Origin of the sequence: Nocardioides iriomotensis (assembly GCF_004168035.1) — a bacterium.
GTDB lineage: Bacteria > Actinomycetota > Actinomycetes > Propionibacteriales > Nocardioidaceae > Nocardioides_B > Nocardioides_B iriomotensis.
This window is the reverse complement of the sequence record NZ_SDPU01000010.1, coordinates 95,312-118,444: the sequence shown is the minus strand read 5'-3', so window position 1 is coordinate 118,444 and position 23,133 is coordinate 95,312. Positions and strand designations below refer to the sequence as shown.

Here is a 23,133-nt window from a genome sequence, read left to right as displayed (position 1 = left end):
GGCTCCAACTGCGGGTGAGGCCGTTCGCGACAAGAGCTTCGACGTGGGCGGTCACGACCATCCGAAGCGGGACTCGGAGGAACGCCGACCGAACCGTTTCGGCAAGACACCCGTCGGGATCCGGCACCAGAGCTCGGTGCCGGACGGGAGCGGGGTGGTCCCCCAGGCGTCGGCGACGTCCGCGACGATGCGCAGCCCGAGGCCCGGGGACCCGGGCGCCGCTCGCAGGACCTGGAGTCCCTCGCCCGTGTCGCCGACGACGACGTGGACCTCGGTGCCGAGGCAACGCAGCCGCACGCTGATCGGAGGAACTCCGTGCAGGACCGCGTTGGTGACCAGCTCGGTCGTGACCAGCAGCAGTGCACCCAGGGCGGCGCTCGCGTGCTCGGGGCAGCCGTGTTCGCGCACGAAGGCGCGCGCGTGCATGGGACTGAACTTGGAGTCCGGGAACGTGGCGAACTGGTCTGCGGTCAGGTCACACATGTCGGACGCGATCCATGCGCGTGGGGCGCTGGGCTTGGCCGGACGGCCAACAGGATGAGAGCACTGCCGCCCTCCGGGGCTACAGGGAGTGGATCGCGGCCCTGGAGACGATGGGCCGCGCGGCTGCTCTCCCAACCGCTACGTCTCTCACCCTAGGAGCGCAGCCCGCCGGTCACAAGGACTTCGTGCCGGACCCGAGGGGATCTGGGGGTGTCAGTCGGATGAGCCGTGCTCGAACGGCTGGGATGGGGCCGGAGGGGCCCCGCTGACCCGTGTGATCAGGTCCTCGGCCACACGGCGAAGCCTGCGGTTCTGGCGCTGGGAGTGCCTGCGCAGCAGGTCGAAGGCCTCATGGGCGTTGCAGCGCTGTTCTGCCATGAGGATCCCGATGGCCTGGTCGATGAGGGTTCGTGAGGCCAGAGCCTCCTCCAGCTGGTGGGACGTGCTCACCTGCTCGTTGTAACGAATGGTGAGCGCCAGGGCCACTGAAGCGCGGTCGGCGAATCTCCGGGCAAGCTGCAGGACGTCACCCCCGAATGCGCCCACCCGGTCATGGCTGTACAGGTTCACGGCTCCGACCGACCGGCCGTCGACGAACAGCGGCAGGCTCAGGGACGACCTCACGCCCTGTTCGAGCGCTCGAGGTCCGTAGCCGTTCCAACGGGGATCGACGCGCTGGTCCTCGACCTCGACCACCAGCCCGGTCCGCATCGCCTCGAGGCAGGGGCCTTCGCCCACGGTGTACTGCTCCGCGTCGACCAACGATGCACGCTCGTCGCTCGACGCCACGGTCACCGGTTCCCTCCGAAAGTGGACGGTGATGCCGACCGACGCGGCCGGCTCCACCAGGACGGAGGCGAGCTCGGCGACCTCTTGGAGGAACGTCTCCACCGCGGGCGCGGTCAGGAGCAACGCATGGAGAGAGTCGAGGGCAACCGACTGGTCGCGGGGTGCCTGGTCCACTGCACTCGATCCGGATCCGGAGATCTGCTAGTGAGAACCGGAGACGGCACAGACGACATCCGTGCGCGAGGAACCAGCGGCAACCTCACTGTACGCCGCCTGGATGTGCGTCAGAGGGTGCAGCTACGGGCAGGGCCGGTCGTGTTCCGGGCGTACCCACGAGTGGACGGCCGGCCACGGCCAGGCAGACGCCTCGCCGCACCCGGACCGCTCGTCATGGACAGGTCGTCGGTTCGATTCCGACAGGCGCGCTCCGAGTGAGACCCCAGATCAGGGGACGTCCTCCTCGGCCGGGGGTTCGTCGTTTCCGCCTGCCGGTTCGACGTGCGCCACGAGGACCGCGATGTCGTCGTCGGCAACGTGGTCGCCGACCACCTCGGCGAGCGCCCGGATGCAGCACATCTCCGGGTCCCCACCCTCGCTCAGGGCCCTGGCCAGCAGTGCGGTGTTGTTCGGCACGGCCAGCCGGTGGGATCCATCGGCCTGCGGACGCCGCTCGACAAGGCCGTCGGTGTAGAGGCAGAGGAATCCCCCCACAGGCACGGGTACGAGCGTGGTTCGCCTGCGTGCATCGGGCGACACTCCCAGGAGTCGGTCGCTGCGGACGCTGGCGGCTGCCGCCGGCTTCCCAGCCGTGGCGACCAGGGGCGGATAGTGCCCCGCGGAGCTGAACTGCCACTCGGTGAACGGGGCGCTCGAGACGCCGAAGATGACCGTGGCGAAGGCGCCCGGTTCGAAGTGGCAGAGCTTTCGGTCCAGGTGCGAGAGGACCTCGGCCGGGTCGTCGTGATCGAGCGCGTAGGCGCGCAGTGCGCTGCGCAGGCGGCCCATGACGATCGCCGCATCCAGACCGTGGCCGACGACGTCTCCCATCACGATGCCGAGGCGCTTCCCCGGCAGCTCGAAGACGTCGTACCAGTCACCGCCGAGGTCACCGTCCGCGGGGACGTAGCGCGCCGCGATCGAGATTCCGGGTGGCGCAACCACCGCGGTGGGCAGCAGGCTCCGTTGAAGCGTCAGCGCGGCGGTGTGCTCCTCGACGGCGAACTGATCGTGGAGGAGGGATCCGAGCTCGGCCGCGAACTCGGAGAGCAGCCGCGTGGCCTCCTCGCTCGCGGAGTGCTCCTGCAGGAACCCGACGTGAAGCACGCCCACGAGCTCGCTCCCGTGCAGTACCGGGACCCCGAGCAGCGCCCGCACGTGATGGTCGACGAGAACCGGGTTCACGACCGTCGAGTCGTCGACCTTGGTCAGGAACACGGGCTGGCGAGTCTGCGCGATGCGGCCGGCGAAACCGCGACCGATGGGCACTCGGCGAGCCCGTCGCAGCGTGCGGTCGAGACCGACGGTGGCGAGTGGCTCGAGCAGCGTCCGGGTGCTGTCCAGCACGAGCAGGGTGGCGGTGTTGGCGTGCAGCGTCGCTCGCACCTTGTCCAGCAGGCTGCCCAACCCGGGATGGCTCACGGCACCGTCGCCCGGGAGCACGGCGTCCGTGCTCGGTGCATCACCGGGAACGGCGGCCTCGCGCTTCATGTCTGCAACTCTCGTCAGTGCACGCCGCGCTGTGCGTGCGCGACCAGGTTCGGGTCCGGGGTGCTCCAGACCTCGCAGATCCTCCCATAAGCCGCTGTTGCGCAACCGACGACGATCGGTCGTGTGGCCCTCGAGGGCCTTCAGCGCGTGCGAATGGATGCACACTGGAGGACGTGGGTGCTGTCAGCGAAGCCATCCAGGTCGCCGTGTGCGTCCTCATCTCGATCGCTGCCCTCGTGCCGCTCGTCATCGTGTGGCGCGACGACCACCGGTGGCTGGACCGGGCGAGGCTCTGACCAGCGCGGAGTCGCTCAGAGCCGGATCGTGGTGAACAACGTGGTACCGCGGACCGGGTCGACCTCGTGCCGTTCGGTCTCGGTGAACCCGAGCTTTTCGAGGACGCGGCGGGACGCGGTGTTCCAGTCCCAGACCGTTGCCCAGAGGCGTTCGTGCCCTGACGAGCGCGCCCAGTCCAGCACGGCCAGGGAGGCCTCGGTCGCGTAGCCCTGACCCCAGACCCGGCGCAGCAGCTCGAACGCCAGCTCCGGCTCCGTCTCCGATCCCCGTCCGCTGTCGACCAGACCGCAGTAGCCGATGACATCGCCGGCGGCCTTGCGCTCGACCGCCAGCAACCCGGTAGGCGACGGCCGGTCGGCGCGGATCCACTCCTCGATGTCGGCGATCGTGGGATGTCCGTCCGCGTCGATCCGGCGGTGCGGCGGCACCCGGGGGTCGCGTTCGGTCCACAGCTCGCGCTGGACGGCGGCATCGGCCACGCGCCACCGACGCAGCAGCAGGCGATCCGTCTCGAGCACGACCTCGCGACCCTGAGTCGCCCCCTCTGCCATGGGGAAACCCTCTCATCGCCCCGTGGCGACCACCGCGAGACCGGTCAGCCCCGACCGTGGCCGAGCTGCAGCCGGTGCGAGTGCGCGGCGACTCGATTGCCGGCGGCGGGGACGGTCAGCCGGTAGGTGCCGGGAGGCTCACCGGTGAAGGTGACGCGTCCGGACGGCCCGGAGGTGTGTCGCTCGAGCCGCACCCAGCCGTCGCTCATCCGGCGCTGGAGGGTCACGCTGCTGGTGGACGCCGGGTGGATCCGACCGTGCACGGCGTACCGGCCCGGAGCGGTCCGGGCGCCGGTGGCGCTGACGCGCGGCTTGACCAGGAAGTCGAGCACCAGGCCCTTGGTGCCGGCGGCCGCGTCGCTGACCGTGACCCGGGTGGGGTGCGCGTAGCCCCGGACGGGCACCATCGTCCGGTCTCCGGCACTGGTCAGCTCACGCCGCCGATGGTCCCCGGTGACGGTGTCGCGCACGACGACGCCCAGGGTGCGCCCGTCCACCGGCCGCCCGTCGGCGTCGCGCACCTGCAGGCGCAACGGCGTCGACCGCCGCGGCACCAGTCCTTTCGGCGGGTCGACCGCCGTGAACGTGGTCCCACCCGGGCCGGGGCCGGAGCCGGGCGCGGTCGGCAGGCCGGCGACGGTGAACTGCTGGTAGAAGATGTTGGAGTCGTCGTCCACGGTCGGCCCGACGTCATAGGTGAACCCGATGGTGGCTCGGTCGCCTGACCGCCGCATCACGTTGAGGTAGACGTACTGCACGTCGCTGGCGGTGCCCGTGCCGGTGTCGACCCGCAGGGTGTCGGGACCCCACTGGCCGCCGTCGAGCCGCTGGTCGCTGTAGACGTCGCCGTCCGCGGCGTCGGACCACATGGCGATGACGGTGGTGCCGACCACGGCCAGGTGGGCCACGGCGGCATCGTTGGTGGTGGCGCCCGGATTGATGGTGACCGGGGTCCTGCTGACGACCTGTTCAGGACCGGGGACACCGTTGCGGACGTCGACCGAGCGGAGGATCCCGTCCGGGCCGGCGAAGAGGACCACAAGGACCTCGTCTCGGCCGTCGGCGTAGCTCACCACGTTGGTGAGCGGTGTCGGGATCGTGTTCGTGCCGCCGCTGTCGACCCGGGTCGGCGCGGACAGCGTCCCGTTGGCGGAGAGGGCTCGGAAGTAGATCCGGTTGTCGGCCGTCTTGTAGAAGACGTACGTGCGGTCACCGGTGCCCTTGATCAGCCGGGGAGCGGTCGTCGCCGCGGCGGGGTCGATGGTCTCCCGGCTGGTGTAGGTGCCCTGCGGGTCACGCCGCACGACCGAGGAGTGGGGCGCGCCCAAGGTCCCGCCTCCGTAGGCGACCCAGAGGCTGTCGTCGGCGTTCTCGGCCAACGACGCGTACTGGTCGTGTCCCGGGTCGGTCGCAGGTGCCGCGACCTCGTTCTGGAACTGGTACGTGTCCGGTGCGGTGGGGTGGTCGGAGGTGTTGAACCGCAGCAACCGGACGTCGGTGGACTCCCAGACGAACCAGATCGTGGGCCCGTCCTGCAGCGCCCAGCCGCCCTCGGTGTCGCCGCTCGACGGACGGTGCAGCGGGTCCTGCTCGACCCAGGTCACGCCGCCGTCGGTGGACTTCATCACCTGCGGACGGTTGCCGTGGGCCTCGCTGTCCTCGGTGACCCGGTAGAGGTTGCCGCGGCTGTCGATCATCGGCGGCACGTGGTCGTGCGACTCGATCTCCACGCCCGGGATCTCGTACGGCGCCCCTTCCTCCACCGGGCCGCTCGCCCCGCCCCCACCGGCCGCCCAGGTCACCGTGGAGGCGACGAGCAGTGCCGGGACGAGCAGGGAGGCGCTCAGCCGTGTGGGTCTCGACATCTCGGACTTCCTCGATCGTCGTGGAACATCGGTGGAGTCAGCTCTCGGCTCCGTCATGAGAGGCGCGACGCCACAGCACCGCGCAGACGCCCAGCACGAAGACCGCCAGCGAGACGACGGTCGGCAACGAGAACCGGCTGGCCGACATCGAGAACCCCGTGTGCGCGGTGACCCAGCCTCCGGTGAGCGCTCCGACGCCGGCGAGGACGCCGACCCAGCCGAGCCAGCGAGGGTGCGTGCGGCCGACGGCGACGGCCAGCCCGAGCCCCAGGAGCGCGAACCCGTTCGCGATCTGGAAGAACCCGCTCAGTCCCTTCTCGATGTCGCGGATCCCGTCCGCGACCAGGAACGCCGCGGGCCTCTGAGCCGCCGGTGCCGACACCCAGTGGTCGACGGCCGACTTGAGCGCGACCCCGTCCACGGCCATCTGTACGGCGAAGACGGCCGTCACGACCACGGCGCCGACGACGCCGACCGTGGCGCACGCCCGCGGCCAGCCGCCTTCGGGGGCCACGGAGCGGTACAGCGCGACCAGCGCGACCACGATGCAGAAGGTCCCGACGAAGTCGGCCACGTGGATGGAGGTGAAGGACCCGGATGCGGCGTACTCGCGGAACGCGGCGTGCGAGTCGTTCGGGTGCGCGCGGCTGGGATGGAGGAACCCCTCCATGACCAGCACCAGCAGGACGCCCAGCACCCCGAGCACGGAACCCAGCCGGAACAGGGCGCGATCGCCGAGGTCCGTCTCCTCCGGTGCTCGGGGAGAGGGTTCGGCGCGAGGCGGCTCGCGGACACCCTCAGGCTGGACGGAGCTGTCTGTGCCCATGCTTGCCCCCTCACTGCAGGTCGCGGGGCGTTCGTTCGAGGCTCGGGCGATGCTTCGAGCGTCACCCTCCGGCGGAAGACCGGTCAATAGGTCAACCTGCCCACGCGGACGCCGCCCGGAGGGTCGTCCGGTGGGGACGCTCGGCCGTCGGTACGGCGGGGTTCAGGGACGCGGCAGCACGCAGAACTCGTTGTCGTCGGGGTCGGCCATGACCACCCAGTCGACGTGACCCTGACCGATGTCGATCCGGCGCGCGCCGAGCGACACGAGCCGCTCGACCTCGTCGGCCACGTCGCTGTCGGTGGACGGCACGAGGTCGTGGTGGATCCGGTTCTTGACCGGCTTCGGCGCCACGGGCGGGCCTCCCCAGCTGATCTTCGATCCGCCCTGCGGCGACTGGATCGCGGTCTCCTCGTCCTGGTCCCAGACCAGCGGCCAGCCGAGGGCCCGGCTCCAGAAGTAGCCGGTCGCCTGCGAGCCGTCCGACGAGAGCGCGCCGACCAGGCCGCAGCCGGCGAGGAAGCCGTTGCCCGCCTCGATGACGCAGAACTCGTTGTCCTCGGGATCGGCGAGCACGACGTGCTCCTCCTCGGGCAGCTGGCCGACGTCGTAGTGCCGGCCACCGAGCCGGAGGACCCGGTCGACGGTCGCCTGCTGCTCGTCGAGCGAGGCGCTGGCGAGGTCGAAGTGGGCGCGGTTCTGGTGGACACCCTTCGCGCGCGGGTTGTCCTGGAAGCGGAGCCGGAAGCCGGTGCCGGGGTTCGGCAGCAGCGAGACCGCGCCGTACGGGTCGTCCCCCTCCTGGAGGTCCAGCACGCCCGCCCAGAAGTCGGCGAGGCGGCGGGGGTCGTTCGCGTCGAAGGTCAGGGCGTACAGCTCCACGGCCATGGCGGTCACGCTAGGAGGGGCGGTCCGGGGGAGGCAACGCGATTTCGCCGCGCCCGAAGTCGACCACCGCCCGCTCCCGGACGAGGAGCTCGCAGCCCAGGAACCCGTCGATCCCGCCGGACGCCGGTCGCGGGCGGTCTGCGTACGCGTACAGGTCCCAGCTCATCGCCTCCGGCACCGCTCGCGCGTGGCCGTCGAGCTCGACGCTCCACGGCGTCCGGACGGGCCGGACCTGCACGACGGTGCCGGTCGGGCCGCCGTCCTCGTCCACCACGTCGCCCAGGCCGAGCCCGAGCCGTGCGGCGGCCGCCGGGTCCAGCACGACGCCCGCCACCGTCGACACGACGAATCGCGCGGGCGAGCCGTCGACCCTCGTGTCGACGACGTACGCCTGCCAGCCGTCGTCCCACGCCATCGCGGTCCCGGCCACTGCGTCGCCGCCGAACCGCAGCCGGCCCGCCCCGAGGTCGACCGCGACCGCTCGCTCGCGCAGCCAGCCGATCCCGAGCATGCCGTCCACCGGCTCGTCCTGCGGTACGTCGAACACGGCGATCTCGACCCCGGCGGCGAGGTCGTCACCGACCCGGAGGTCCGCGACCGCGGTGGTGCGGCCACGGGAGCCGAGCCGGCCGACGGCCTCGATGCCGTAGCGCGGCTGCTCCACCGGTGCCAGGTCGAGACCGGCCCGGGCGGCGACGTCGTGGGTCACCATCGCGCGGAAGCCTGCGTTGGAGTGCACCATCAGGCCGACCGGGAAGCCGTCCACCTCCGCCATCACGAACGGTCGCAGCCCGGAGACCTGCCGGAAGGTGAGCTCGACGCCGTCGGTGTCCACACCGTGACGCTAGCGGCGCGGCGTGCGGCGCAACGTCACCACGTCGGCCGGTGGCACCGGACCGCGCACCGGCGCGGGGACGCACGCGACCACGTCGAGCCCGTGCCGACCGGCCACCGCCGCGTCGACGAACGGCGTGCGCCCGGTGCGCGCCTCGCCGACCACGACGAGCCCGCCCGGCGCCAGCACCCGGGCCAGCTCGGCGAGCCCGGCGTTCACGTCCGACCAGTGCCGCGCCGAGAGTGTCGTGGTGACGAGCGAGAAGGACCGGTCGCCCAGCGGCAGCCGCTCGGCACCCGCGCGCACGAGTCCCGCGCGGGTGCCCAGGCGGCGGGCCGCGACGAGCATCCCCGAGGCCGGATCGACACCCACGCTCGTCGCGAACACGCCGTCCAGGCGGCGGAGCAGCCGCCCCGTGCCGCAGCCCACGTCGACCACCGCGCTGCGGTCGACCACGTGCCGGCCGAGCTCGGCCACGACGGTCGCGTGCACCGGGTCGAACAGCAGCCGCTGGAGGTCGCTGTGCTCGTAGCTCATGGCCCACTGGTCGAACGCCGACTCCACCGCGACGGGCAACGGCACCTCCGGACTCCAGGCCGAGCAAGGCCATGCGTCCTCCCACCCTCCGGGCGCCGTACCCGTGGTTGGAATGGGTGCTAACACCCATCTCTGCCCGGATCGCGCGTATCGCGCGGCGTCGCGGGAAGGAGCCTCGACATGGCTTCACGCACGACGTCCTGGGCCTACCGCCCGTCGCTCGACGGGCTGCGCATGCTCGCGATGTACCTGATCATCCTGTTCCACACCCAGGTGCCCTGGATCCAGGGCAGCTTCATCGCCGTCAACCTGTTCTTCGTCCTGTCCGGCTACCTCGTCACCAACGTGGTGCTCACCGAGATGGAGCGCACCGGCCGGCTCGACCTCGGCCGGTTCTACGCCCGGAGGGTGCGGCGCCTGCTGCCCGCCGCGCTGGTCGCGATCGTCGGCATCAGCCTGGTCTTCCTGCTCGTCGCGCCGGTGGTCCGGCGGCTCGGTCTGGTCGGCGACGCGCAGGGCTCGCTGCTGTACGTCGCCAACTGGCGGTTCATCGCGCAGGCCAACGACTACTTCGCGCCCAACGTCGACAAGAGCCCGTTCCTGCACTTCTGGACGCTGAGCATCGAGGAGCAGTTCTACGTCGTCTTCCCGCTGCTCATCCTGCTGCTCGCACGGTCGTCGCGCCGCGGGGTCATGGTCGCCGGCCTCGCCGTCGTCACCGTCGCGTCGATCGGTGCGCAGGTCTACTGGGCGACGGCCGACCCGATCCACGCCTACTACGGCACCGACGCGCGGCTCTACCAGCTGTCGGCCGGTGCCCTCATGGCCGTCGCGCTGCGCACCTGGCCGGTCCGGCTGCCGCGGGTGGGAGCGCGTGCCGTGGCCGTCGGCGGCATGGCGCTCTTCGCCGTGCTCTGCTTCAGCGCGGTGGCGATGTCCCAGTCGAACCGCGGCTTCCTCGGTACGGCGGCGTGCCTGATGATCGTCGCCGGGCTCATGCTCGACGAGGACCAGCCGCTCGCGAAGGCGCTCTCGCTGCGACCGGTCGTGTACCTCGGCCAGATCTCCTACTCGACGTACCTCTGGCACTGGCCGGCCATCCTCGTCATGGGCATGTTCCTCGACGTCGGCCCGGTGACGATGGCGGCGCTGGCCGCGGTCATCGCGACGGGCCTCGCCGCAGCGTCGGCCGAGCTGCTCGAGCAGCCGGTCCGGTCCGCGAAGCGGCTGAACCGGTTCCGCTGGCGGGTCTCGGCGGTCGGGGTCGCGTGCAGCGTGCTCGCCGCGGTCCTCGTCGTGCCGACCGTGCTGGAGCGCGAGCAGCCACCGGCGGTCGCGTCCGGGACGGGTGGCGCCGCGGTCGGGAAGCTTGCGGCGGCGCACTCCGACCCGCTGCCGAAGGACGTCGACTGGGACCGGGTCGACCGCGACCGGGGCACCGAGCAGACCTGCCAGGTCGACGACCTCGACCGCTGCGTGCTGCATGAGGGCAGCGGCGCGCACGTGCTCCTTGTCGGCGACAGCCACGCGCGGATGATGACCGCGATGTTCGAGCAGCTGGCGAAGAAGCACGACTTCACGCTCTCGACCAACATCGTGTCCGGCTGCCCCTGGCAGGAGAACCTCCGCAACACCCAGTCCTCCCCGAAGCGCCAGGAGCGGTGCGACGAGGCACGCACCGGCTGGTACGACACGGTGCTGCCGAGGCTCGACCCGGACCTCGTCGTCGTCGCGACGCTGCCGCGTGACCACGGTAAGTGGCACCAGCGGCTGGAGAACCGCGACGGCAGCGACCTGGGCCTGGAGCGGTCGTTGCTCCGCGCCACTCGCGACACCCTCGACAAGATCGAGAAGGTCGCCGACCGGACCCTGATGGTGCAGTCGGTGGCGACGCCGCGGTCGTTCGTGCCCAACGACTGCCTCACGTCGGCGAAGGACCCCGACGACTGCGTGGTGCCGCTGACGACGACGAACCGGCCGAGCGACGCCTACTACCTCGCGGTCGCCGCCGACGTCGACGCGGCGTACACCGTCGACCTCAACCCGGCGTTTTGCCCGGCAGGGCCGCTCTGCTCACCGGTCGTCGACGGCATGGTGGTGTGGCGCGACAACCAGCACCTCACCGCGAGCTTCGTCGCGCACCAGCGCGCCAAGGTCTGGCGGCTGATCCAGCAGACGGGCGTGCTGGACGCGCTCGACGGCTTGTGAGGCTCAGGCGTCCTGGGGCCAGGTCTTCGCGACCAGGGTGAGCACGTCGTACGTCGCGACCGGGTCGCCGTCGGCGTTGACCACCACGGCGTCCCAGCGCACCTCGCCGTAGTCGGCGCTGCTGCGCGGGGTGATCTGCTTGACCGTCAGCGTCACCGCGATCGAGTCGTCGGCCTTGACCGGCGTCAGGAAGCGGAGGTTGTCGACGCCGAAGTTCGCGAGCACCGGACCCGGGTCCGGGTCCACGAAGAGGCCGGCGGCGAGCGACACCACGAGGTAGCCGTGCGCCACGATGCCGCCGAACAGCGGGTTCCTCGCCGCCGCCTCCGGGTCGGTGTGGGCGTAGAACGTGTCGCCGGTGAACTCCGCGAAGTGGTCGATGTCGGCGAGCGTCACCGTGCGCGGCTCGGACGCGATGGTGTCGCCGACCCGCAGCTCGGCGAGGCTCTTGCGGAACGGGTGCACGCCGTCGTCGTGGCGCGGCGACCCCTTCGTCCAGCGGCCGGTGACCGCGGTCATCATCGCGGGCGAGGCCTGGATCGCGGTGCGCTGCATGTGGTGCAGCACGCCGCGGACGCCGCCGAGCTCCTCGCCGCCACCCGCGCGGCCGGGACCGCCGTGGACGAGCATCGGCAGCGGCGAGCCGTGGCCGGTGGACTCGCCGGCATCGTCGCGGTCGAGCACGAGGATGCGGCCGTGCCAGGGCGCGAGGCCGAGCACGACGGTGCGGGCGACCTCGGGGTCGTGGGTCACCAGCGACCCGACGAGGCTGCCCTTGCCCCGGGCGGCCAGCTCGACGGCCTCGTCGAGGGAGTCGTAGGTGAGCACGGTGCTGACCGGGCCGAACGGCTCGACGTCGTGCGGCTCGACCGCACCGCGCTGGGCGCGCAGCAGCACCGGCGACAGGAACGCCCCGCGGTCGGCGTCACCGGCGACGAGGTCGACGCGGTCCGGGTCGCCGTACGCGACCTCGGCGGAGGAGCGCAGCTGCTGGACGGCCTTGCGGACCTCCTCGCGCTGGTCGAGCGAGACCAGGGCACCCATCCGGACGTCGTCGTGGCGCGGGTCGCCGACGGCGATCTTCGCCAGGCGCGCGCTGACCGCGTCGACGACCTGGTCGGCGAGGGCGGTGGGCACGATCGCGCGACGGATCGCGGTGCACTTCTGGCCCGCCTTGACGGTCATCTCGGCGACGACGCCCTTGACGAACAGGTCGAACTCCGGGTCGTCGACGGTGACGTCGGGCCCGAGCACGGAGCAGTTGAGTGAGTCGGCCTCGACCCCGAGCTGGACGCCGCCGTGCATCACGTTGGTGTGGGTGCGGAGCAGGCCCGCGGTGTGCGCGGAGCCGGTGAACGCCACCATGTCCTGCACGGTGAGCTCGTCCAGCAGGCCGGACGGGCTGCCGGCGAGGAGCTGCAGCGAGCCCTCGGGCAGGATCCCGGACTCGATGATCCTGCGCACGCACAGCTCGGTGAGGAAGGCCGTCTGCGCGGCCGGCTTCACGATCGTGGGCATCCCGGCGATGAAGGCGGGCGCGAGCTTCTCGAGCATGCCCCAGACCGGGAAGTTGAAGGCGTTGATCTGCACCGCGACGCCCGGCCGCGAGGTGTAGACGTGCTGGCCGACGAAGGTGCCCTGGCGGCCGAGCTGCTCGAGGCCGCCGTCGACGTACACCGTGTCGTTGGGCATCTCGCGCACGCCCTTGCTCGCGATCGAGAACAGCGTGCCGAAGCCGCCGTCGATGTCGACCATCGAGTCGCGCTTGGTGGCGCCGGTGCGGAACGACAGGTCGTAGAGCTCGTCCTTGATCCCCGTCGCCGGGTCGGACAGGTGCTTGGCCACCGCCTTGATCAGGCCGGCGCGCTCGTGGAACGTCAGCGCGCGCAGCGCGGGTCCGCCGACGGTGCGGGCGTACGTCGTCATCGCACCGAGGTCCAGACCGCTCGACGAGATGCGGGCGACCTCCTCGCCGGTGCCGGCGTCGAGGAGCGGCCTGCCCTCGTCACGCGCGGCGTACCAGCGTCCGGCGGCGTAGCTCTCGAGCAACGGGGTTCCAGGCACGGGCGCACTCCTCGGGCGGGTTGTCGATGGGACGATCCTGTGCCACAGTAATACAGACCGATCGGTCAGTAAATGGTGTCGGAGCGGAGGACCATGACGACCTCGGACGCAACAGGCATGGAGAGCCGCGAGCTGCAGGAGCAGTTCGACGCGATCATCGCGCGCAACGACCGGATCGAGCCGCGCGACTGGATGCCGGAGGGCTACCGCAAGACGCTGGTCCGGCAGGTCGCGCAGCACGCCCACTCGGAGATCATCGGCATGCAGCCCGAGGGCAACTGGATCACCCGGGCGCCGTCGCTGCGCCGCAAGGCGATCCTGCTGGCCAAGGTGCAGGACGAGGCCGGGCACGGGCTCTACCTCTACTCCGCCTGCGAGACGCTCGGCGCCTCCCGTGGCGAGCTCACCCAGAAGCTGCTCGACGGCACCCAGAAGTACTCCTCGATCTTCAACTACCCGACCTTGTCGTACGCCGACGTCGGCACGATCGGCTGGCTGGTCGACGGTGCCGCGATCTGCAACCAGGTGCCGCTGTGCCGCACGTCGTTCGGTCCCTACGGCCGCGCGATGATCCGGATCTGCAAGGAGGAGTCGTTCCACCAGCGGCAGGGCTACGAGCTGCTGATGACGATGATGCGCGGCACCGACGAGCAGCGCGCGATGGTGCAGGAGTCCGTCGACCGGTTCTGGTGGCCGGCGCTGATGATGTTCGGTCCGCCCGACGCCGAGTCGCCCAACACCGCGCAGTCCATGGCCTGGGGGATCAAGCGCAACACCAACGACGACCTGCGCCAGCGGTTCGTCGACATGACCGTGCCGCAGGCCGAGGCGCTCGGCGTGACGCTGCCCGACCCCGACCTGCGCTGGAACGACGAGCGCGGCGCGCACGACTTCGGCCAGCCCGACTGGGACGACTTCATGCAGGTGGTCAAGGGCAACGGCCCGTGCAACGCCCAGCGCATCGCGCACCGCCGGAAGGCGCACGACGACGGCGCCTGGGTGCGCGAGGCGGCGACCGCGTTCGCGGCGCGCACGTCGGAGGTGGCGGGATGAGCGAGCGTGAGTGGCCTCTCTACGAGGTGTTCGTGCGCGGCAAGCGCGGCCTCAACCACGTGCACGTCGGGTCGTTGCACGCCGCCGACGACGACATGGCGGTGCGGCACGCGCGCGACGTCTACACCCGGCGCAACGAGGGCGTGAGCATCTGGGTGGTGCGCTCCGACGCGATCACCGCGTCGAGCCCCGACGAGAAGGACCCGCTCTTCGCGCCCAGCGGCGACAAGGTCTACCGGCACCCGACCTTCTACACCATCCCCGACGACGTCCCCCACATGTGAAATCACCCCGACAGGCGAGGCATGAGCCACTCCGCACCTGATCCCAGCCACGAGGACGGCAGTCCCTACGACGACGCCCTGCTCGGCAGCGACGCGTCGCACTGGGCCTTCGGCACCGACTTCGAGGACCCGCTCGCCGGCGTCGACACGACGCTGCCCGACGGCGTCGACGCGCGCACGCTGGCGACCTATTGCCTGATGCTCGCCGACGACGCCCTCGTCGCCAGCCACCGCCTGTCGGAGTGGTGCAGCCGCGCGCCCGACCTCGAGGAGGACATCGCGCTGGCCAACGTCGCTCTCGACCTCCTCGGCCAGGCCCGCCTCCTGCTCGCCCGTGCCGCCGCGGCGGACGCCTCCGTCGTGCCGGCGCTGCCCGACGGCTCGCCGGTGCCGCCGGAGGACGCGCTGGCGTTCTTCCGCGAGGCCCACGACTTCCGCAACGTGCGCCTGGGCGAGGTGCCCAACGGCGACTTCGGGCACACGATCGCGCGGCTGCTGCTGTTCTCGACCGCGCGGCTCGCGCTCCTCGAGCGGCTCACCGCGAGCCGCGACCACGTGCTCGCCGCAGTCGCGGCCAAGGGCGTCAAGGAGACGACGTACCACCGCGACTACGCCGGCCGCTGGTTCCTCACCCTCGCGCAGGGCACCGACGAGTCGCGCCGCCGCGTCGAGGCCGGGCTGGCCGAGGTCTGGCCGCTGTACGGCGAGCTCCTCCGGACCCACCCGGTCGAGGCCGAGGTCGCCGCGGCGGGCGTCGGGGTCGACCCCGCCACGGTCGCCGACGAGGTCGACGTGGTCCTGGAGCAGGTGTTCTCGGTCAGCGGCGTCCAGCGGCCCGGGGTGCCGCCCCTGGCCGGCGTCACCGGCCGCTACGGACGTGACGGCCTGCACACCGAGGCGCTCAGCCGGCTGCTCGCCGAGATGCAGGTGGTCGCGCGGGCGCACCCGATGGGGCAGTGGTGACGGTCATGAGCAGCCCCGCTTACGCCGTCGCGGCGACGGTCACCGACCCCGAGATGCCGATGCTGACCCTCGAGGACCTCGGCGTGCTGCGGGGCGTCGAGGAGCACGACGACGCCGTCGTCGTCGCGATCACGCCGACGTACTCCGGCTGCCCCGCCATGGCCACCATGCGCGACGACCTGGTCCACCGGCTCCGGGACGCGGGCTACGCCGACGTCCGGGTGAAGGTCGAGCTCACCCCGGCCTGGTCGAGCGACTGGATCACCGAGCGCGGCCGGCAGGCCCTCGCCGACCACGGCATCTCGCCGCCCGGCTCGGCCCCGCACCGGTCCGGGCCCGTGGTGCTGAACCTCCTCCCGACGCGCCGCGCGATCGCCTGCCCGCGCTGCGGCTCGGCCGACGTCGAGCTCACCTCGGAGTTCGGCGCGACCGCCTGCAAGGCGCTGTACCGCTGCACCGCCTGTCTCGAGCCCTTCGAGCACGTGAAGGAGATCTGATGGCCCCGACCCTTCGACAGGCTCAGGACGGCGCAGGCTCGACCACCCGGGGGATGGCGTTCCACACCCTCACGGTCGCCGACGTCGAGCGGCTCACCGACGACTCGGTCGCGGTCACGTTCGACGTGCCGGACGACCTGGCCGCCGACTACGCGTTCGCCGCGGGCCAGTCCCTCGCGCTCCGCCGCTACGTCGACGGGCAGGAGCACCGCCGCCAGTACTCCATCTGCTCGCCCGTCGGGGGCCGCCCCCGCATCGGCGTGCGCGCGATCCCGGAGGGGATGTTCTCGCGCTGGCTGGTCGAGGAGGTCCGACCCGGTGCCGAGGTGGAGGTGCAGACGCCGAGCGGCACGTTCTGCAAGGACCCCGCGCTGCTCGAGGGCGGCCGGCACCTGTGCATCGCGGCCGGCTCCGGCATCACGCCCATGCTGTCCGTCGCCGGCACGGCGCTCGCCGGGTCGGCCGCCGAGGTGACGCTGCTCTACGGCAACAGGACCAGCGGCTCGGTGATGTTCGCCGAGGAGATCGGTGACCTGAAGAACCGTTTCGGCCCGCGCTTCCAGGCCGTCCACGTGCTCAGCCGAGAGCCGCGCGACGTCGACCTGTTCTCCGGTCGGCTCGACGCCGACCGGATCCGCCGGCTGCTGCAGGTGCTCGTGCCGCTGTCGACGATCGACCACGTCTGGCTGTGCGGCCCGTTCGCGATGATCAACGACGCCCGCGCCGTGCTGACCGACCTCGGCTTCCCGGCCGAGCGCGTGCACTTCGAGCTGTTCTACGTCGACGAGCCGCCGCCGGAGCTGCACCGGGCCGACCCCGTCGTCGCGGGCGAGACCTCCGACGTCACCGTGGTGCTCGACGGTCTCTCGTCGACCGCACCGATGCCGCGCGGCCGGACCATCCTCGACTCCGCGCAGGCCACGCGGTCCGACGTGCCGTTCGCCTGCAAGGGCGGCGTGTGCGGCACCTGCCGCGCGCTGGTGCGTGACGGGGAGGTCGACATGCGGCGCAACTACGCGCTCGAGGAGGCCGAGGTCGAGGCCGGCTTCGTGCTCACCTGCCAGTCCCATCCGGTCAGCGAGCGCGTCACCGTCGACTTCGACGCCTGAGCCGGGCGGAGCGGGGCGCGACTAGCGCGCCAGGCCCTCGAACGCGACCGCCGACACCGATCGCGCGAGCTGCTGCGGGTCGACGAGGCCGCCGGGCCGGTGCCACTCGACCAGGGAGTTGACCATGCCGAACAGCAGGCGGCTGACCAGGTCGGGAGCGACGTCGTCGCGCAGCGAGCCCTCGTCCACGGCCTCGCGCACGAGCCCGGCGAGCCGGGTGTCGAGCTCGCGGCGCCGGCGCAGCGCGTCGAGCTCCACGTCGCTGTTGCCGCGCACGCGCAGCAGCAGCGTGACGGCGGGCTGATGGGCGACGAGGACGCCGACGCTCTCCTCGACCACGTGCCGGAGCCGCTCGTAGGCGGACCCGTCCGAGCCGGCCGTGGTGGCGCGGTCGACGGCGGCGGCCAGGCCGTCGAGCGCCTCGTCGAGCGCCTGGCTGAGCAAGTGCTCCTTGCTGGGCACGTGGTGGTAGATCGCGGACTTGCTGAGCCCGAGCTCGCGGGCGATGTCGCCGACCGACGTGCCGTCGTACCCCTGCCGGTTGAACAGCTCGATGGCCCGCCGCAGCACCGTCTCCTGGTCGTAGCCCGGACGGCCGCGCCGCGGGACGGTCTCCTCCACCGGGTCAGCGTCTCACGGCCCCGGCGGAAGGGTCAGGCAGCGCGCGGCCGGTCGGCCAGGTCCGCGGCCTGCGGTGCTGCCCCGCCACTGGTGGCGACGACGGGTGCTTCGACGGGTTCGAGCCGGGCCATCAGGGCCAGCAGCCCGGTCAGACCGCTCAGGAACGCGAAGACGATGAACACGGCGAACATGATCTGAACTCTCCCCACCCGCGCATCCGGAGGCCCGCGCGGCAGCGTGTGTTGCTGAGGAGTTTGCCCAACAGGGAAAGGGATAAACCTGCCCCGGCCGGGGGCAGGTCCGGCCGGGGCAGCGGTGCGACGCGTGGGCGCGAGCTCAGAAGCGGGTGAAGTTGGCGGCCGTGACCCAGGTGCCGCCGACCAGGTTGGCGCCGATGCCGATCCGGGTCGCCTTGCGGCTGAGCAGGATCGGTCGGTGGTACGGCGAGCGCATCCACGCGCGCACGAGTGCCTTGGGCGAGTAGCCGCCACGGCCGAGTGTCTCGGCGGCGTAGCGGGCGTGGCAGGTGCCGAGGATGTTGCCGGTGTCCTGGTGGACGAACGATCCCGTGACCGCGAGGTTGGAGGACCAGGCCTCGGCGACACCGTCGGTGCAGCGCTCGAAGCGCAGGGCGCGCAGGCCGTGGGCGGCGCGCTTGCGGTTGACGTAGTACTGCACCCGCGACTCGTAGGAGTCGCTGCTCATCGCGAGCCGGGCACCGGCCGCGCCGGCGGCGTCGGTTCCCTCGGCACCGAGCCCGGCCGACGACGCGCTGCCTGCCCCCAGCACCACGAGACCGGCCGCCGCGACGACGAGCGCCGTGGACGTCATCAGGGTCCGGGTGAGCGCCCCGACTGCGCGCGTGACAGCGGTCATGGCCAAGACCCCTCCCAAGGCCTCGGGCTACGGCGTCACGGCCCCCTCCCAGAGCACCGCGCCGCCGTGTGCGGTGGCGAGAACGGAAGGGTTGTTGACGGGACGGCTTCGGATGAAACCGCCGAAACCGGCCGGTCTGGACGGGTCAGGCGAACCAGACGGCCGGGCAGTCGCCGCAGGCGAACTCCTTGACCACCGCGCCGTCGCTCCAGTCGACCTGCACCAGCCGCCAGTCGTGGTCGTGGACGACCTCGAGAGCCGGGCGGGAGGGTTGCCGAGGAGCCCGGACCTCGATCGGCGCGGTGGCCGCGTCGAGGTCTGCGGCAGCGAGCACGGTCATGCGGACTCCCTTGGGATGAACGGCGGTGACCCCCGTCGGTGCCTCTTGCCCGGTTCGGGTCGGTTTCATGCCACCCGGGTGGAATCTTGCGGCACGCCGGCGACGGTCGCGCGGCGCCTCGCCGCAGGGTCAAGCGGGTAGCGGCCCACCCTCGCGGCGCATCGGGACGTGCGGGATGCCGTCGTCGAGGAACTCCGGCCCCGTCGCGACGTACCCGAACCGGCCGTACCAGCCCGCCAGGTAGGACTGGGCGTCCAGCACCGAGGGGTTGTCGCCGACCAGGTCGAGTGCCGCCCGCACGAGCACGTCCGCGAGCCCGCGGCCCCTGTGGCTGTGGGCGACCACCACGCGGCCGATGCGCGCGTGGCCCGGGTCGTCGAGCACCCGCAGGTAGCCGACCGGCACACCGTCGTCCTCGACCCATACGTGGCGGGTGCCCGGCTCGCGGTCGCGGCCGTCGAGGTCGAGGTAGGCGCACTCCTGCTCGACGACGAAGACGACCTGCCGCAGCCGCCACAGGTCGTACGACGTTCCCGCGTCCAGGTCGTCGAAGGACGCGACGTGCACCGCGGAGGCGGACGGACCTGGCATGCGCCGGAGCATGTCACAGCGCCATGTCACAGATCCGGCGCGGCCGGTGTCTGGATGTCGACGCGGGCACCCGGCCCGCCGTACCGAGGAGACGACGGCATGACGACGACGTTCGGCAGCAACCTGACCCCCGACGAGAGGCGTGCCCGGTGCGCGTCCCGCTTCGGACCCCGCGCGGGCTGCTCGGCCGGCTGCTGACCTGGTATTCGGTGCGCACCTACGGCGACGTGCCCGACAACGGCCTCGCCCTGCTCCACAACCGCCCCGTGCTGTGGGCGGTGCTCGCCTTCGAGCGCAGGGTCGCCACGTGGGACCGGCTGGACCCCGACCTCAAGGTGCTGGCCCAGGCCGGCAGCGCCGAGGTGATCGGCTGCAGCTGGTGCATGGACTTCGGCTACTTCGCCGCGCACTCCGAGGGGCTCGACGTCAGCAAGCTCCACGAGGTGCCGCGCTGGCGGGACTCCGACGTGTTCGACGCGCGGGAGCGCCGCGTCCTGGAGTACTCGGAGGCGATGAGCGCGACCCCGCCCGCGGTCACCGACGAGATGGCCGAGGCGCTGCGGGCGGACCTCGGCGACGCGGCGTTCGTCGAGCTGACGATGATGGTGGCCGTGGAGAACGAGCGCTCGCGGTTCAACAGCGCCCTGGGCCTCACCAGCCAGGGGTTCTCCGATCGCTGCGAGCTGCCGGCGCGATGAGCACCACCGCGTCGCACGACGACGTCTTCACCGAGCACCGCGCACTGCTGTTCACGGTCGCCTACGAGATGCTCGGCAGCGCGGCCGACGCCGAGGACGTCGTGCAGGACAGCTGGCTGCGCTGGTCGCAGGTCGACCGGGACGAGGTGCACGACCCCCGCGCCTACCTCGTCCGGGTCGTCACCCGCCAGGCGCTCAACCGGCTGCGGACGCTGCGCCGGCGGCGCGAGGAGTACGTCGGCCCCTGGCTGCCCGAGCCGGTCGCGACGACGCCCGACGTCGCCGAGGACGTCGAGCTCGCCGACTCGGTGTCGTTCGCGATGCTCGTCGTGCTCGAGACGCTCTCGCCGCTGGAGCGGGCGGTGTTCGTGCTGCGGGAGGTGTTCGGCTTCGAGTACGCCGAGATCGCCGCGGCCACCGAGCGCACCCCCGACGCCGTGCGGCAGCTCGCCAGCCGGGCGCGCAGGCACGTGGAGGAGCGCCGCCCGCGGACCGCCGACGTGACGGCCGGGGACCACGACGCCGTGTCGGAGCGGTTCTTCACCGCGGTCACGACCGGGGACGTGCAGGGCCTGATGGACGTGCTCGCCCCGGACGTCGTGCTGATCACCGACGGCGGCGGGTTCAAGAAGGCCGCGCTGCGCCCGATCCACGGCGCCGACAAGGTGTTCCGCTTCCTCACCGCGCTGCTGGGCGACCCCGACCTCGCGCTGGAGGCCGAGATCCTCGACGTCAACGGCGCCACCGGGGCCCTCGGGCTGGTGGCCGGGGAGCTCGACGTCGCCCTGTCGCTGCGCACCGAGGGCGGTCGCATCACCGAGCTGTACGTCGTACGCAACCCGGAGAAGCTGGCCCGCATCCGCACCAGCACCCGCCTCACCCGGGAACTACCCGCCCCGCCCGTGCGTTGAGGCGCCGTGACCAGTCCTGACCTCGCCGCACTGCTGGACCGCCAGCTCGACACGCTGATCACCAAGGGCTACCCGGCTCTCGCCGGCCTCGACGAGGCCGCCTTCACCGCCCACGTCGACAAGCTCCGTCCCCTTCTCGACGACGTCCGCGCCGCCGCCGACGCGGCCCTGCCCGTCCTGCTCGTCGTCCGGCACGAGCTCGTGCCGACCGTGGCCGCCGTCGAGCGGTTCGAGGTGAAGGGCAAGGCCGGCTGGACCGACATGCAGGACGAGATCGACCGCTACCTCCCGATCGAGGGCGTCGACCTGCCCGGCGCGCCCGTCTACCTCCTCACCGACGTCAGCACCGGTCCGGAGACGCTCGGCGTCACGCCCGGGGACGCGCTGCCGATGATCCGCGCGGCCGGCCGGACCCCGCTGACCGTCGACGAGGGGGTCGCTCTGGTGACCCAGCTGCCGTCGAGCCTGACCGACCTCAACGCGTTCCAGGCGGTCGGCTCGCGCACCGACAACAAGCGGGTCCCGAGCTTCTGGGTGAGCAAGGGCGCGCCCCGGCTCGGCTGGTGCTGGGAGGGCAACCCGCACTCCTGGCTGGGGTCGGCGTCGGCGGCCGCCCGGCTGGCGGCCTGACCCCTGCTCCGGGTGGTCGAGGTTGTCGAGACCACCGCGCGGTGGAGCAAGAAAAGTCATTCGAAAGTGTCGGTGCCGGGGTGCACGATCGTGGCATGGCCGTCGACGCCGCGTGGATCCTCGACCTCGCCGCCTCCCTCCCCGAGACCGGGGAGCGGGAGTACGTCGAGGAGTCGGTCGCGTTCACGTTCCGCGGCCGGGGGATCGGCTACGTCTCGGCCGACGGCCGCCAGCTGTTCGTGAAGTCCACGCTGGCCGAGCGCGACGCGATGGTGCGCAGCCGCCCCGACGTTTTCGCCGAGTGGTACACCTCCGGCCGGTTCGGCTGGGTGCGCGCGACCCTCGACCGGATCGATGCCGACGAGGCCCGTGAGCTCGTCGTCGAGGCGTGGCGGCTGACCGCTCCTCAGCGACTCGTCCGCGAGTGGGAGGAGGCCTCGGCGGGCGCCGCCACGCCCTGACGCTCAGGAGGCGTCGGTGGTGAAGTCGTTCTCGAAGAACATGTCCTCGCTCGCCGGCACGTCCTTGATCATGCCGATCTGCTGCATGAACTCCGCGAACGTCTCGAAGCCGGTCGGCGTCGTGGTGAACGTGACGTCCTCGTCCGTGATCTGGGTCTTCATGTCCTCGGCGGTGACCTCGCCGCCGGACTCCTCGGAGAGGACCTGGGCGGCCTTCTCCGGGTCGTCGTTGAGCAAGTCGACCGAGTCGGAGAACGCCGTGGTGAGCGCGTCGACGAACTCCGGGTTGGCGTCCGCGAACCCCTCGGTCGTGTAGACGCTGTTGAACGAGTGCTCGCCGAACAGGTCGTAGCTGTCCAGGATCGGGTGCCCGCCCTCCTCGATCTCCTGGGCCTGGAACGGCGGAGCGGTGAGGTGCGCGTCGATCTGGCCGGCGACCAGCGCCTGCACGCCGTCGGGGTGGCCGAGCGCGACGATCGACTTGTCGAGCGCCGTGGCGTCGCCGAGCTCCTCCTCGGCGCCCTTGCGCAGCACGACCGACTGGATGGAGTCGGGCGCCGGCATGGCGATCTTGGCGTTGTCGGGCAGGTCCTCCAGGGACTCGACGCCCTTGTCCTTGGTGACGAGCTGGAGGTTCATGTCGTTCATCGACATGAGCGTCTTCCACTCGACGCCGGCGTCGAGGCCGACGAGGAACGGCGCGGTGCCCATCGACGCGACCTGGATGTCGCCGGACAGCACGCCGTCCCGCAGGGCGGAGCCGGAGTCGAGCATCTGCCAGGTGATGTCGACGTCGGGCAGCTCCTTCTCGATCAGCTTCTCCTGCTTGGCGATCAGCAGCGGGGCGTAGCCGAGGCCCGGCTGGTAGCCGATGGTGACCTCGGTGGCCTCCTCCTCGGAGCCGGCGGCATCGCTGCCGCCGCAGGCGGCGGTCAGCGCGCCGACCGTCAGCAGGGCGGCGGCGAGGGCGGCCGGCTTGCGCAGCCGGCGGGTCAGGGGTGCGGACACAGGGGATCTCCTCGTGGGTTGCGGGTGCGGTGCGGGTGCGG

The 23,133-nt window shown here is 71.8% G+C and carries 27 protein-coding genes; 11 read left to right on the top strand and 16 right to left on the bottom strand.

Annotated features, from left to right (window positions below; translation table 11 throughout):
* Positions 1 to 51: 51 nt before the first annotated feature.
* The 3 genes from ETU37_RS03325 to ETU37_RS03315 all read right to left on the bottom strand — a co-directional run bounded on the left by ETU37_RS03325 (position 52) and on the right by ETU37_RS03315 (position 3,084).
* Positions 52 to 483 (bottom strand): ATP-binding protein, encoded by a 432-nt coding sequence (locus ETU37_RS03325; RefSeq protein WP_129985445.1) that lies wholly within the window; start codon positions 481 to 483, stop codon positions 52 to 54.
* Between the two features lie 213 nt (positions 484 to 696).
* Positions 697 to 1,446 carry a GAF and ANTAR domain-containing protein gene (locus ETU37_RS03320; protein ID WP_129985444.1) on the bottom strand — a complete coding sequence of 250 codons (750 nt, stop codon included), beginning with the start codon at positions 1,444 to 1,446 and terminating at the stop codon, positions 697 to 699.
* A 270-nt stretch (positions 1,447 to 1,716) separates the two neighbouring features.
* On the bottom strand, positions 1,717 to 3,084 hold the full coding sequence (locus ETU37_RS03315; RefSeq protein ID WP_129985443.1) for a PP2C family protein-serine/threonine phosphatase: 1,368 nt from the start codon (positions 3,082 to 3,084) through the stop codon (positions 1,717 to 1,719).
* 68 nt (positions 3,085 to 3,152) lie between these two features.
* Between ETU37_RS03315 and ETU37_RS23800 the strand changes: the two genes are divergently transcribed.
* Complete coding sequence (locus ETU37_RS23800) at positions 3,153 to 3,275, top strand: hypothetical protein (RefSeq protein ID WP_276319663.1); 123 nt, start codon at positions 3,153 to 3,155, stop codon at positions 3,273 to 3,275.
* Positions 3,276 to 3,290: 15 nt separating this feature from the next.
* Here ETU37_RS23800 and ETU37_RS03310 read toward each other — a convergent pair whose 3' ends face one another.
* The 6 genes from ETU37_RS03310 to ETU37_RS03285 all read right to left on the bottom strand — a co-directional run bounded on the left by ETU37_RS03310 (position 3,291) and on the right by ETU37_RS03285 (position 8,823).
* A complete protein-coding gene (locus ETU37_RS03310) occupies positions 3,291 to 3,827 on the bottom strand; it encodes a GNAT family N-acetyltransferase (protein WP_129985442.1) in 537 nt (178 codons plus the stop codon).
* Positions 3,828 to 3,871: 44 nt separating this feature from the next.
* Positions 3,872 to 5,692: a hypothetical protein gene (locus tag ETU37_RS03305; RefSeq protein ID WP_129985441.1), complete on the bottom strand. Its 1,821-nt coding sequence runs from the start codon at positions 5,690 to 5,692 to the stop codon at positions 3,872 to 3,874.
* Positions 5,693 to 5,729: 37 nt separating this feature from the next.
* A complete protein-coding gene (locus ETU37_RS03300; protein ID WP_129985440.1) occupies positions 5,730 to 6,518 on the bottom strand; it encodes a DUF4386 family protein in 789 nt (262 codons plus the stop codon).
* A 162-nt stretch (positions 6,519 to 6,680) separates the two neighbouring features.
* Positions 6,681 to 7,406 carry a VOC family protein gene (locus ETU37_RS03295; RefSeq protein WP_129985439.1) on the bottom strand — a complete coding sequence of 242 codons (726 nt, stop codon included), beginning with the start codon at positions 7,404 to 7,406 and terminating at the stop codon, positions 6,681 to 6,683.
* Between the two features lie 10 nt (positions 7,407 to 7,416).
* Positions 7,417 to 8,241, bottom strand: coding sequence for a pepsin/retropepsin-like aspartic protease family protein (locus ETU37_RS03290; RefSeq protein WP_129985438.1), 825 nt, complete (start codon positions 8,239 to 8,241; stop codon positions 7,417 to 7,419).
* A 9-nt stretch (positions 8,242 to 8,250) separates the two neighbouring features.
* Positions 8,251 to 8,823: a class I SAM-dependent methyltransferase gene (locus ETU37_RS03285; protein WP_206053681.1), complete on the bottom strand. Its 573-nt coding sequence runs from the start codon at positions 8,821 to 8,823 to the stop codon at positions 8,251 to 8,253.
* 135 nt (positions 8,824 to 8,958) lie between these two features.
* On the opposite strand from ETU37_RS03285, the gene ETU37_RS03280 reads away from it, so the two are divergent.
* Positions 8,959 to 10,986, top strand: a complete 2,028-nt coding sequence (locus ETU37_RS03280; protein WP_129985437.1) for an acyltransferase family protein — start codon at positions 8,959 to 8,961, stop codon at positions 10,984 to 10,986.
* Between the two features lie 3 nt (positions 10,987 to 10,989).
* On the opposite strand, the gene paaZ is transcribed toward ETU37_RS03280, so the two are convergent.
* Entirely contained in the window at positions 10,990 to 13,050 is a 2,061-nt protein-coding gene (gene paaZ / locus ETU37_RS03275; RefSeq protein ID WP_129985436.1) for a phenylacetic acid degradation bifunctional protein PaaZ, read from the bottom strand.
* Positions 13,051 to 13,143: 93 nt separating this feature from the next.
* On the opposite strand from paaZ, the gene paaA reads away from it, so the two are divergent.
* The 5 genes from paaA to paaE are packed head-to-tail and all read left to right on the top strand — an operon-like array spanning position 13,144 to position 16,956.
* The gene (gene paaA, locus ETU37_RS03270; protein ID WP_129985435.1) at positions 13,144 to 14,103 is read left to right on the top strand and encodes a 1,2-phenylacetyl-CoA epoxidase subunit PaaA; all 960 of its coding nucleotides are present in this window, start codon (positions 13,144 to 13,146) and stop codon (positions 14,101 to 14,103) included.
* Positions 14,100 to 14,387, top strand: a complete 288-nt coding sequence (gene paaB, locus ETU37_RS03265) for a 1,2-phenylacetyl-CoA epoxidase subunit PaaB (protein ID WP_129985434.1) — start codon at positions 14,100 to 14,102, stop codon at positions 14,385 to 14,387. Before paaA ends, paaB begins: the two co-directional genes overlap by 4 nt.
* Positions 14,388 to 14,408: 21 nt before the next feature.
* Entirely contained in the window at positions 14,409 to 15,350 is a 942-nt protein-coding gene (paaC, locus tag ETU37_RS03260) for a 1,2-phenylacetyl-CoA epoxidase subunit PaaC (RefSeq protein WP_129985433.1), read from the top strand.
* A gap of 5 nt (positions 15,351 to 15,355) precedes the next feature.
* The gene (gene paaD, locus ETU37_RS03255; protein ID WP_129985432.1) at positions 15,356 to 15,847 is read left to right on the top strand and encodes a 1,2-phenylacetyl-CoA epoxidase subunit PaaD; all 492 of its coding nucleotides are present in this window, start codon (positions 15,356 to 15,358) and stop codon (positions 15,845 to 15,847) included.
* Positions 15,847 to 16,956: a 1,2-phenylacetyl-CoA epoxidase subunit PaaE gene (gene paaE / locus ETU37_RS03250; RefSeq protein ID WP_129985431.1), complete on the top strand. Its 1,110-nt coding sequence runs from the start codon at positions 15,847 to 15,849 to the stop codon at positions 16,954 to 16,956. Before paaD ends, paaE begins: the two co-directional genes overlap by 1 nt.
* 21 nt (positions 16,957 to 16,977) lie before the next feature.
* Here the strand turns inward: paaE and ETU37_RS03245 are convergent, their stop codons facing one another.
* The 5 genes from ETU37_RS03245 to ETU37_RS03230 all read right to left on the bottom strand — a co-directional run bounded on the left by ETU37_RS03245 (position 16,978) and on the right by ETU37_RS03230 (position 19,384).
* Positions 16,978 to 17,577: a TetR/AcrR family transcriptional regulator gene (locus ETU37_RS03245; RefSeq protein ID WP_129985430.1), complete on the bottom strand. Its 600-nt coding sequence runs from the start codon at positions 17,575 to 17,577 to the stop codon at positions 16,978 to 16,980.
* A 32-nt stretch (positions 17,578 to 17,609) separates the two neighbouring features.
* Positions 17,610 to 17,768, bottom strand: a complete 159-nt coding sequence (locus tag ETU37_RS23040; protein ID WP_165372382.1) for a hypothetical protein — start codon at positions 17,766 to 17,768, stop codon at positions 17,610 to 17,612.
* A gap of 145 nt (positions 17,769 to 17,913) precedes the next feature.
* Complete coding sequence (locus ETU37_RS03240; protein ID WP_129985429.1) at positions 17,914 to 18,453, bottom strand: CAP domain-containing protein; 540 nt, start codon at positions 18,451 to 18,453, stop codon at positions 17,914 to 17,916.
* Between the two features lie 145 nt (positions 18,454 to 18,598).
* On the bottom strand, positions 18,599 to 18,793 hold the full coding sequence (locus ETU37_RS03235) for a hypothetical protein (protein ID WP_129985428.1): 195 nt from the start codon (positions 18,791 to 18,793) through the stop codon (positions 18,599 to 18,601).
* Positions 18,794 to 18,922: 129 nt separating this feature from the next.
* On the bottom strand, positions 18,923 to 19,384 hold the full coding sequence (locus ETU37_RS03230; RefSeq protein WP_129985427.1) for a GNAT family N-acetyltransferase: 462 nt from the start codon (positions 19,382 to 19,384) through the stop codon (positions 18,923 to 18,925).
* A gap of 149 nt (positions 19,385 to 19,533) precedes the next feature.
* Between ETU37_RS03230 and ETU37_RS03225 the strand changes: the two genes are divergently transcribed.
* From ETU37_RS03225 to ETU37_RS03210, 4 genes are all read left to right on the top strand, one after another.
* A complete protein-coding gene (locus ETU37_RS03225) occupies positions 19,534 to 20,082 on the top strand; it encodes a carboxymuconolactone decarboxylase family protein (protein ID WP_240755522.1) in 549 nt (182 codons plus the stop codon).
* Positions 20,079 to 20,993 carry an RNA polymerase sigma-70 factor gene (locus ETU37_RS03220; RefSeq protein ID WP_129985425.1) on the top strand — a complete coding sequence of 305 codons (915 nt, stop codon included), beginning with the start codon at positions 20,079 to 20,081 and terminating at the stop codon, positions 20,991 to 20,993. The genes ETU37_RS03225 and ETU37_RS03220 overlap by 4 nt, the downstream gene beginning before the upstream one ends.
* A gap of 6 nt (positions 20,994 to 20,999) precedes the next feature.
* A complete protein-coding gene (locus ETU37_RS03215; RefSeq protein ID WP_129985424.1) occupies positions 21,000 to 21,623 on the top strand; it encodes a DUF5701 family protein in 624 nt (207 codons plus the stop codon).
* Positions 21,624 to 21,718: 95 nt separating this feature from the next.
* Positions 21,719 to 22,084 (top strand): MmcQ/YjbR family DNA-binding protein, encoded by a 366-nt coding sequence (locus ETU37_RS03210; protein WP_129985423.1) that lies wholly within the window; start codon positions 21,719 to 21,721, stop codon positions 22,082 to 22,084.
* A 3-nt stretch (positions 22,085 to 22,087) separates the two neighbouring features.
* Here the strand turns inward: ETU37_RS03210 and ETU37_RS03205 are convergent, their stop codons facing one another.
* Positions 22,088 to 23,092, bottom strand: coding sequence for an ABC transporter substrate-binding protein (locus ETU37_RS03205; RefSeq protein ID WP_129985422.1), 1,005 nt, complete (start codon positions 23,090 to 23,092; stop codon positions 22,088 to 22,090).
* Positions 23,093 to 23,133 lie beyond the last annotated feature (41 nt).

Bases quoted from the DNA above. Each gene is read 5' to 3' on its own strand.
- ETU37_RS03310 (WP_129985442.1), bottom strand. From the start codon at position 3,827: ATGGCAGAGGGGGCGACTCAGGGTCGCGAGGTCGTGCTCGAGACGGAT.
- ETU37_RS03295 (WP_129985439.1), bottom strand. From the start codon at position 7,406: ATGGCCGTGGAGCTGTACGCCCTGACCTTCGACGCGAACGACCCCCGC.
- ETU37_RS23040 (WP_165372382.1), bottom strand. From the start codon at position 17,768: ATGTTCGCCGTGTTCATCGTCTTCGCGTTCCTGAGCGGTCTGACCGGG.
- paaA (WP_129985435.1), top strand. From the start codon at position 13,144: ATGACGACCTCGGACGCAACAGGCATGGAGAGCCGCGAGCTGCAGGAG.
- ETU37_RS03280 (WP_129985437.1), top strand. From the start codon at position 8,959: ATGGCTTCACGCACGACGTCCTGGGCCTACCGCCCGTCGCTCGACGGG.
- ETU37_RS03300 (WP_129985440.1), bottom strand. From the start codon at position 6,518: ATGGGCACAGACAGCTCCGTCCAGCCTGAGGGTGTCCGCGAGCCGCCT.
- ETU37_RS03210 (WP_129985423.1), top strand. From the start codon at position 21,719: ATGGCCGTCGACGCCGCGTGGATCCTCGACCTCGCCGCCTCCCTCCCC.
- ETU37_RS03305 (WP_129985441.1), bottom strand. From the start codon at position 5,692: ATGTCGAGACCCACACGGCTGAGCGCCTCCCTGCTCGTCCCGGCACTG.
- paaC (WP_129985433.1), top strand. From the start codon at position 14,409: ATGAGCCACTCCGCACCTGATCCCAGCCACGAGGACGGCAGTCCCTAC.
- ETU37_RS03220 (WP_129985425.1), top strand. From the start codon at position 20,079: ATGAGCACCACCGCGTCGCACGACGACGTCTTCACCGAGCACCGCGCA.
- paaD (WP_129985432.1), top strand. From the start codon at position 15,356: ATGAGCAGCCCCGCTTACGCCGTCGCGGCGACGGTCACCGACCCCGAG.
- ETU37_RS03230 (WP_129985427.1), bottom strand. From the start codon at position 19,384: ATGCCAGGTCCGTCCGCCTCCGCGGTGCACGTCGCGTCCTTCGACGAC.
- paaB (WP_129985434.1), top strand. From the start codon at position 14,100: ATGAGCGAGCGTGAGTGGCCTCTCTACGAGGTGTTCGTGCGCGGCAAG.
- ETU37_RS03325 (WP_129985445.1), bottom strand. From the start codon at position 483: ATGTGTGACCTGACCGCAGACCAGTTCGCCACGTTCCCGGACTCCAAG.
- ETU37_RS03240 (WP_129985429.1), bottom strand. From the start codon at position 18,453: ATGACCGCTGTCACGCGCGCAGTCGGGGCGCTCACCCGGACCCTGATG.
- paaE (WP_129985431.1), top strand. From the start codon at position 15,847: ATGGCCCCGACCCTTCGACAGGCTCAGGACGGCGCAGGCTCGACCACC.
- ETU37_RS03235 (WP_129985428.1), bottom strand. From the start codon at position 18,793: ATGACCGTGCTCGCTGCCGCAGACCTCGACGCGGCCACCGCGCCGATC.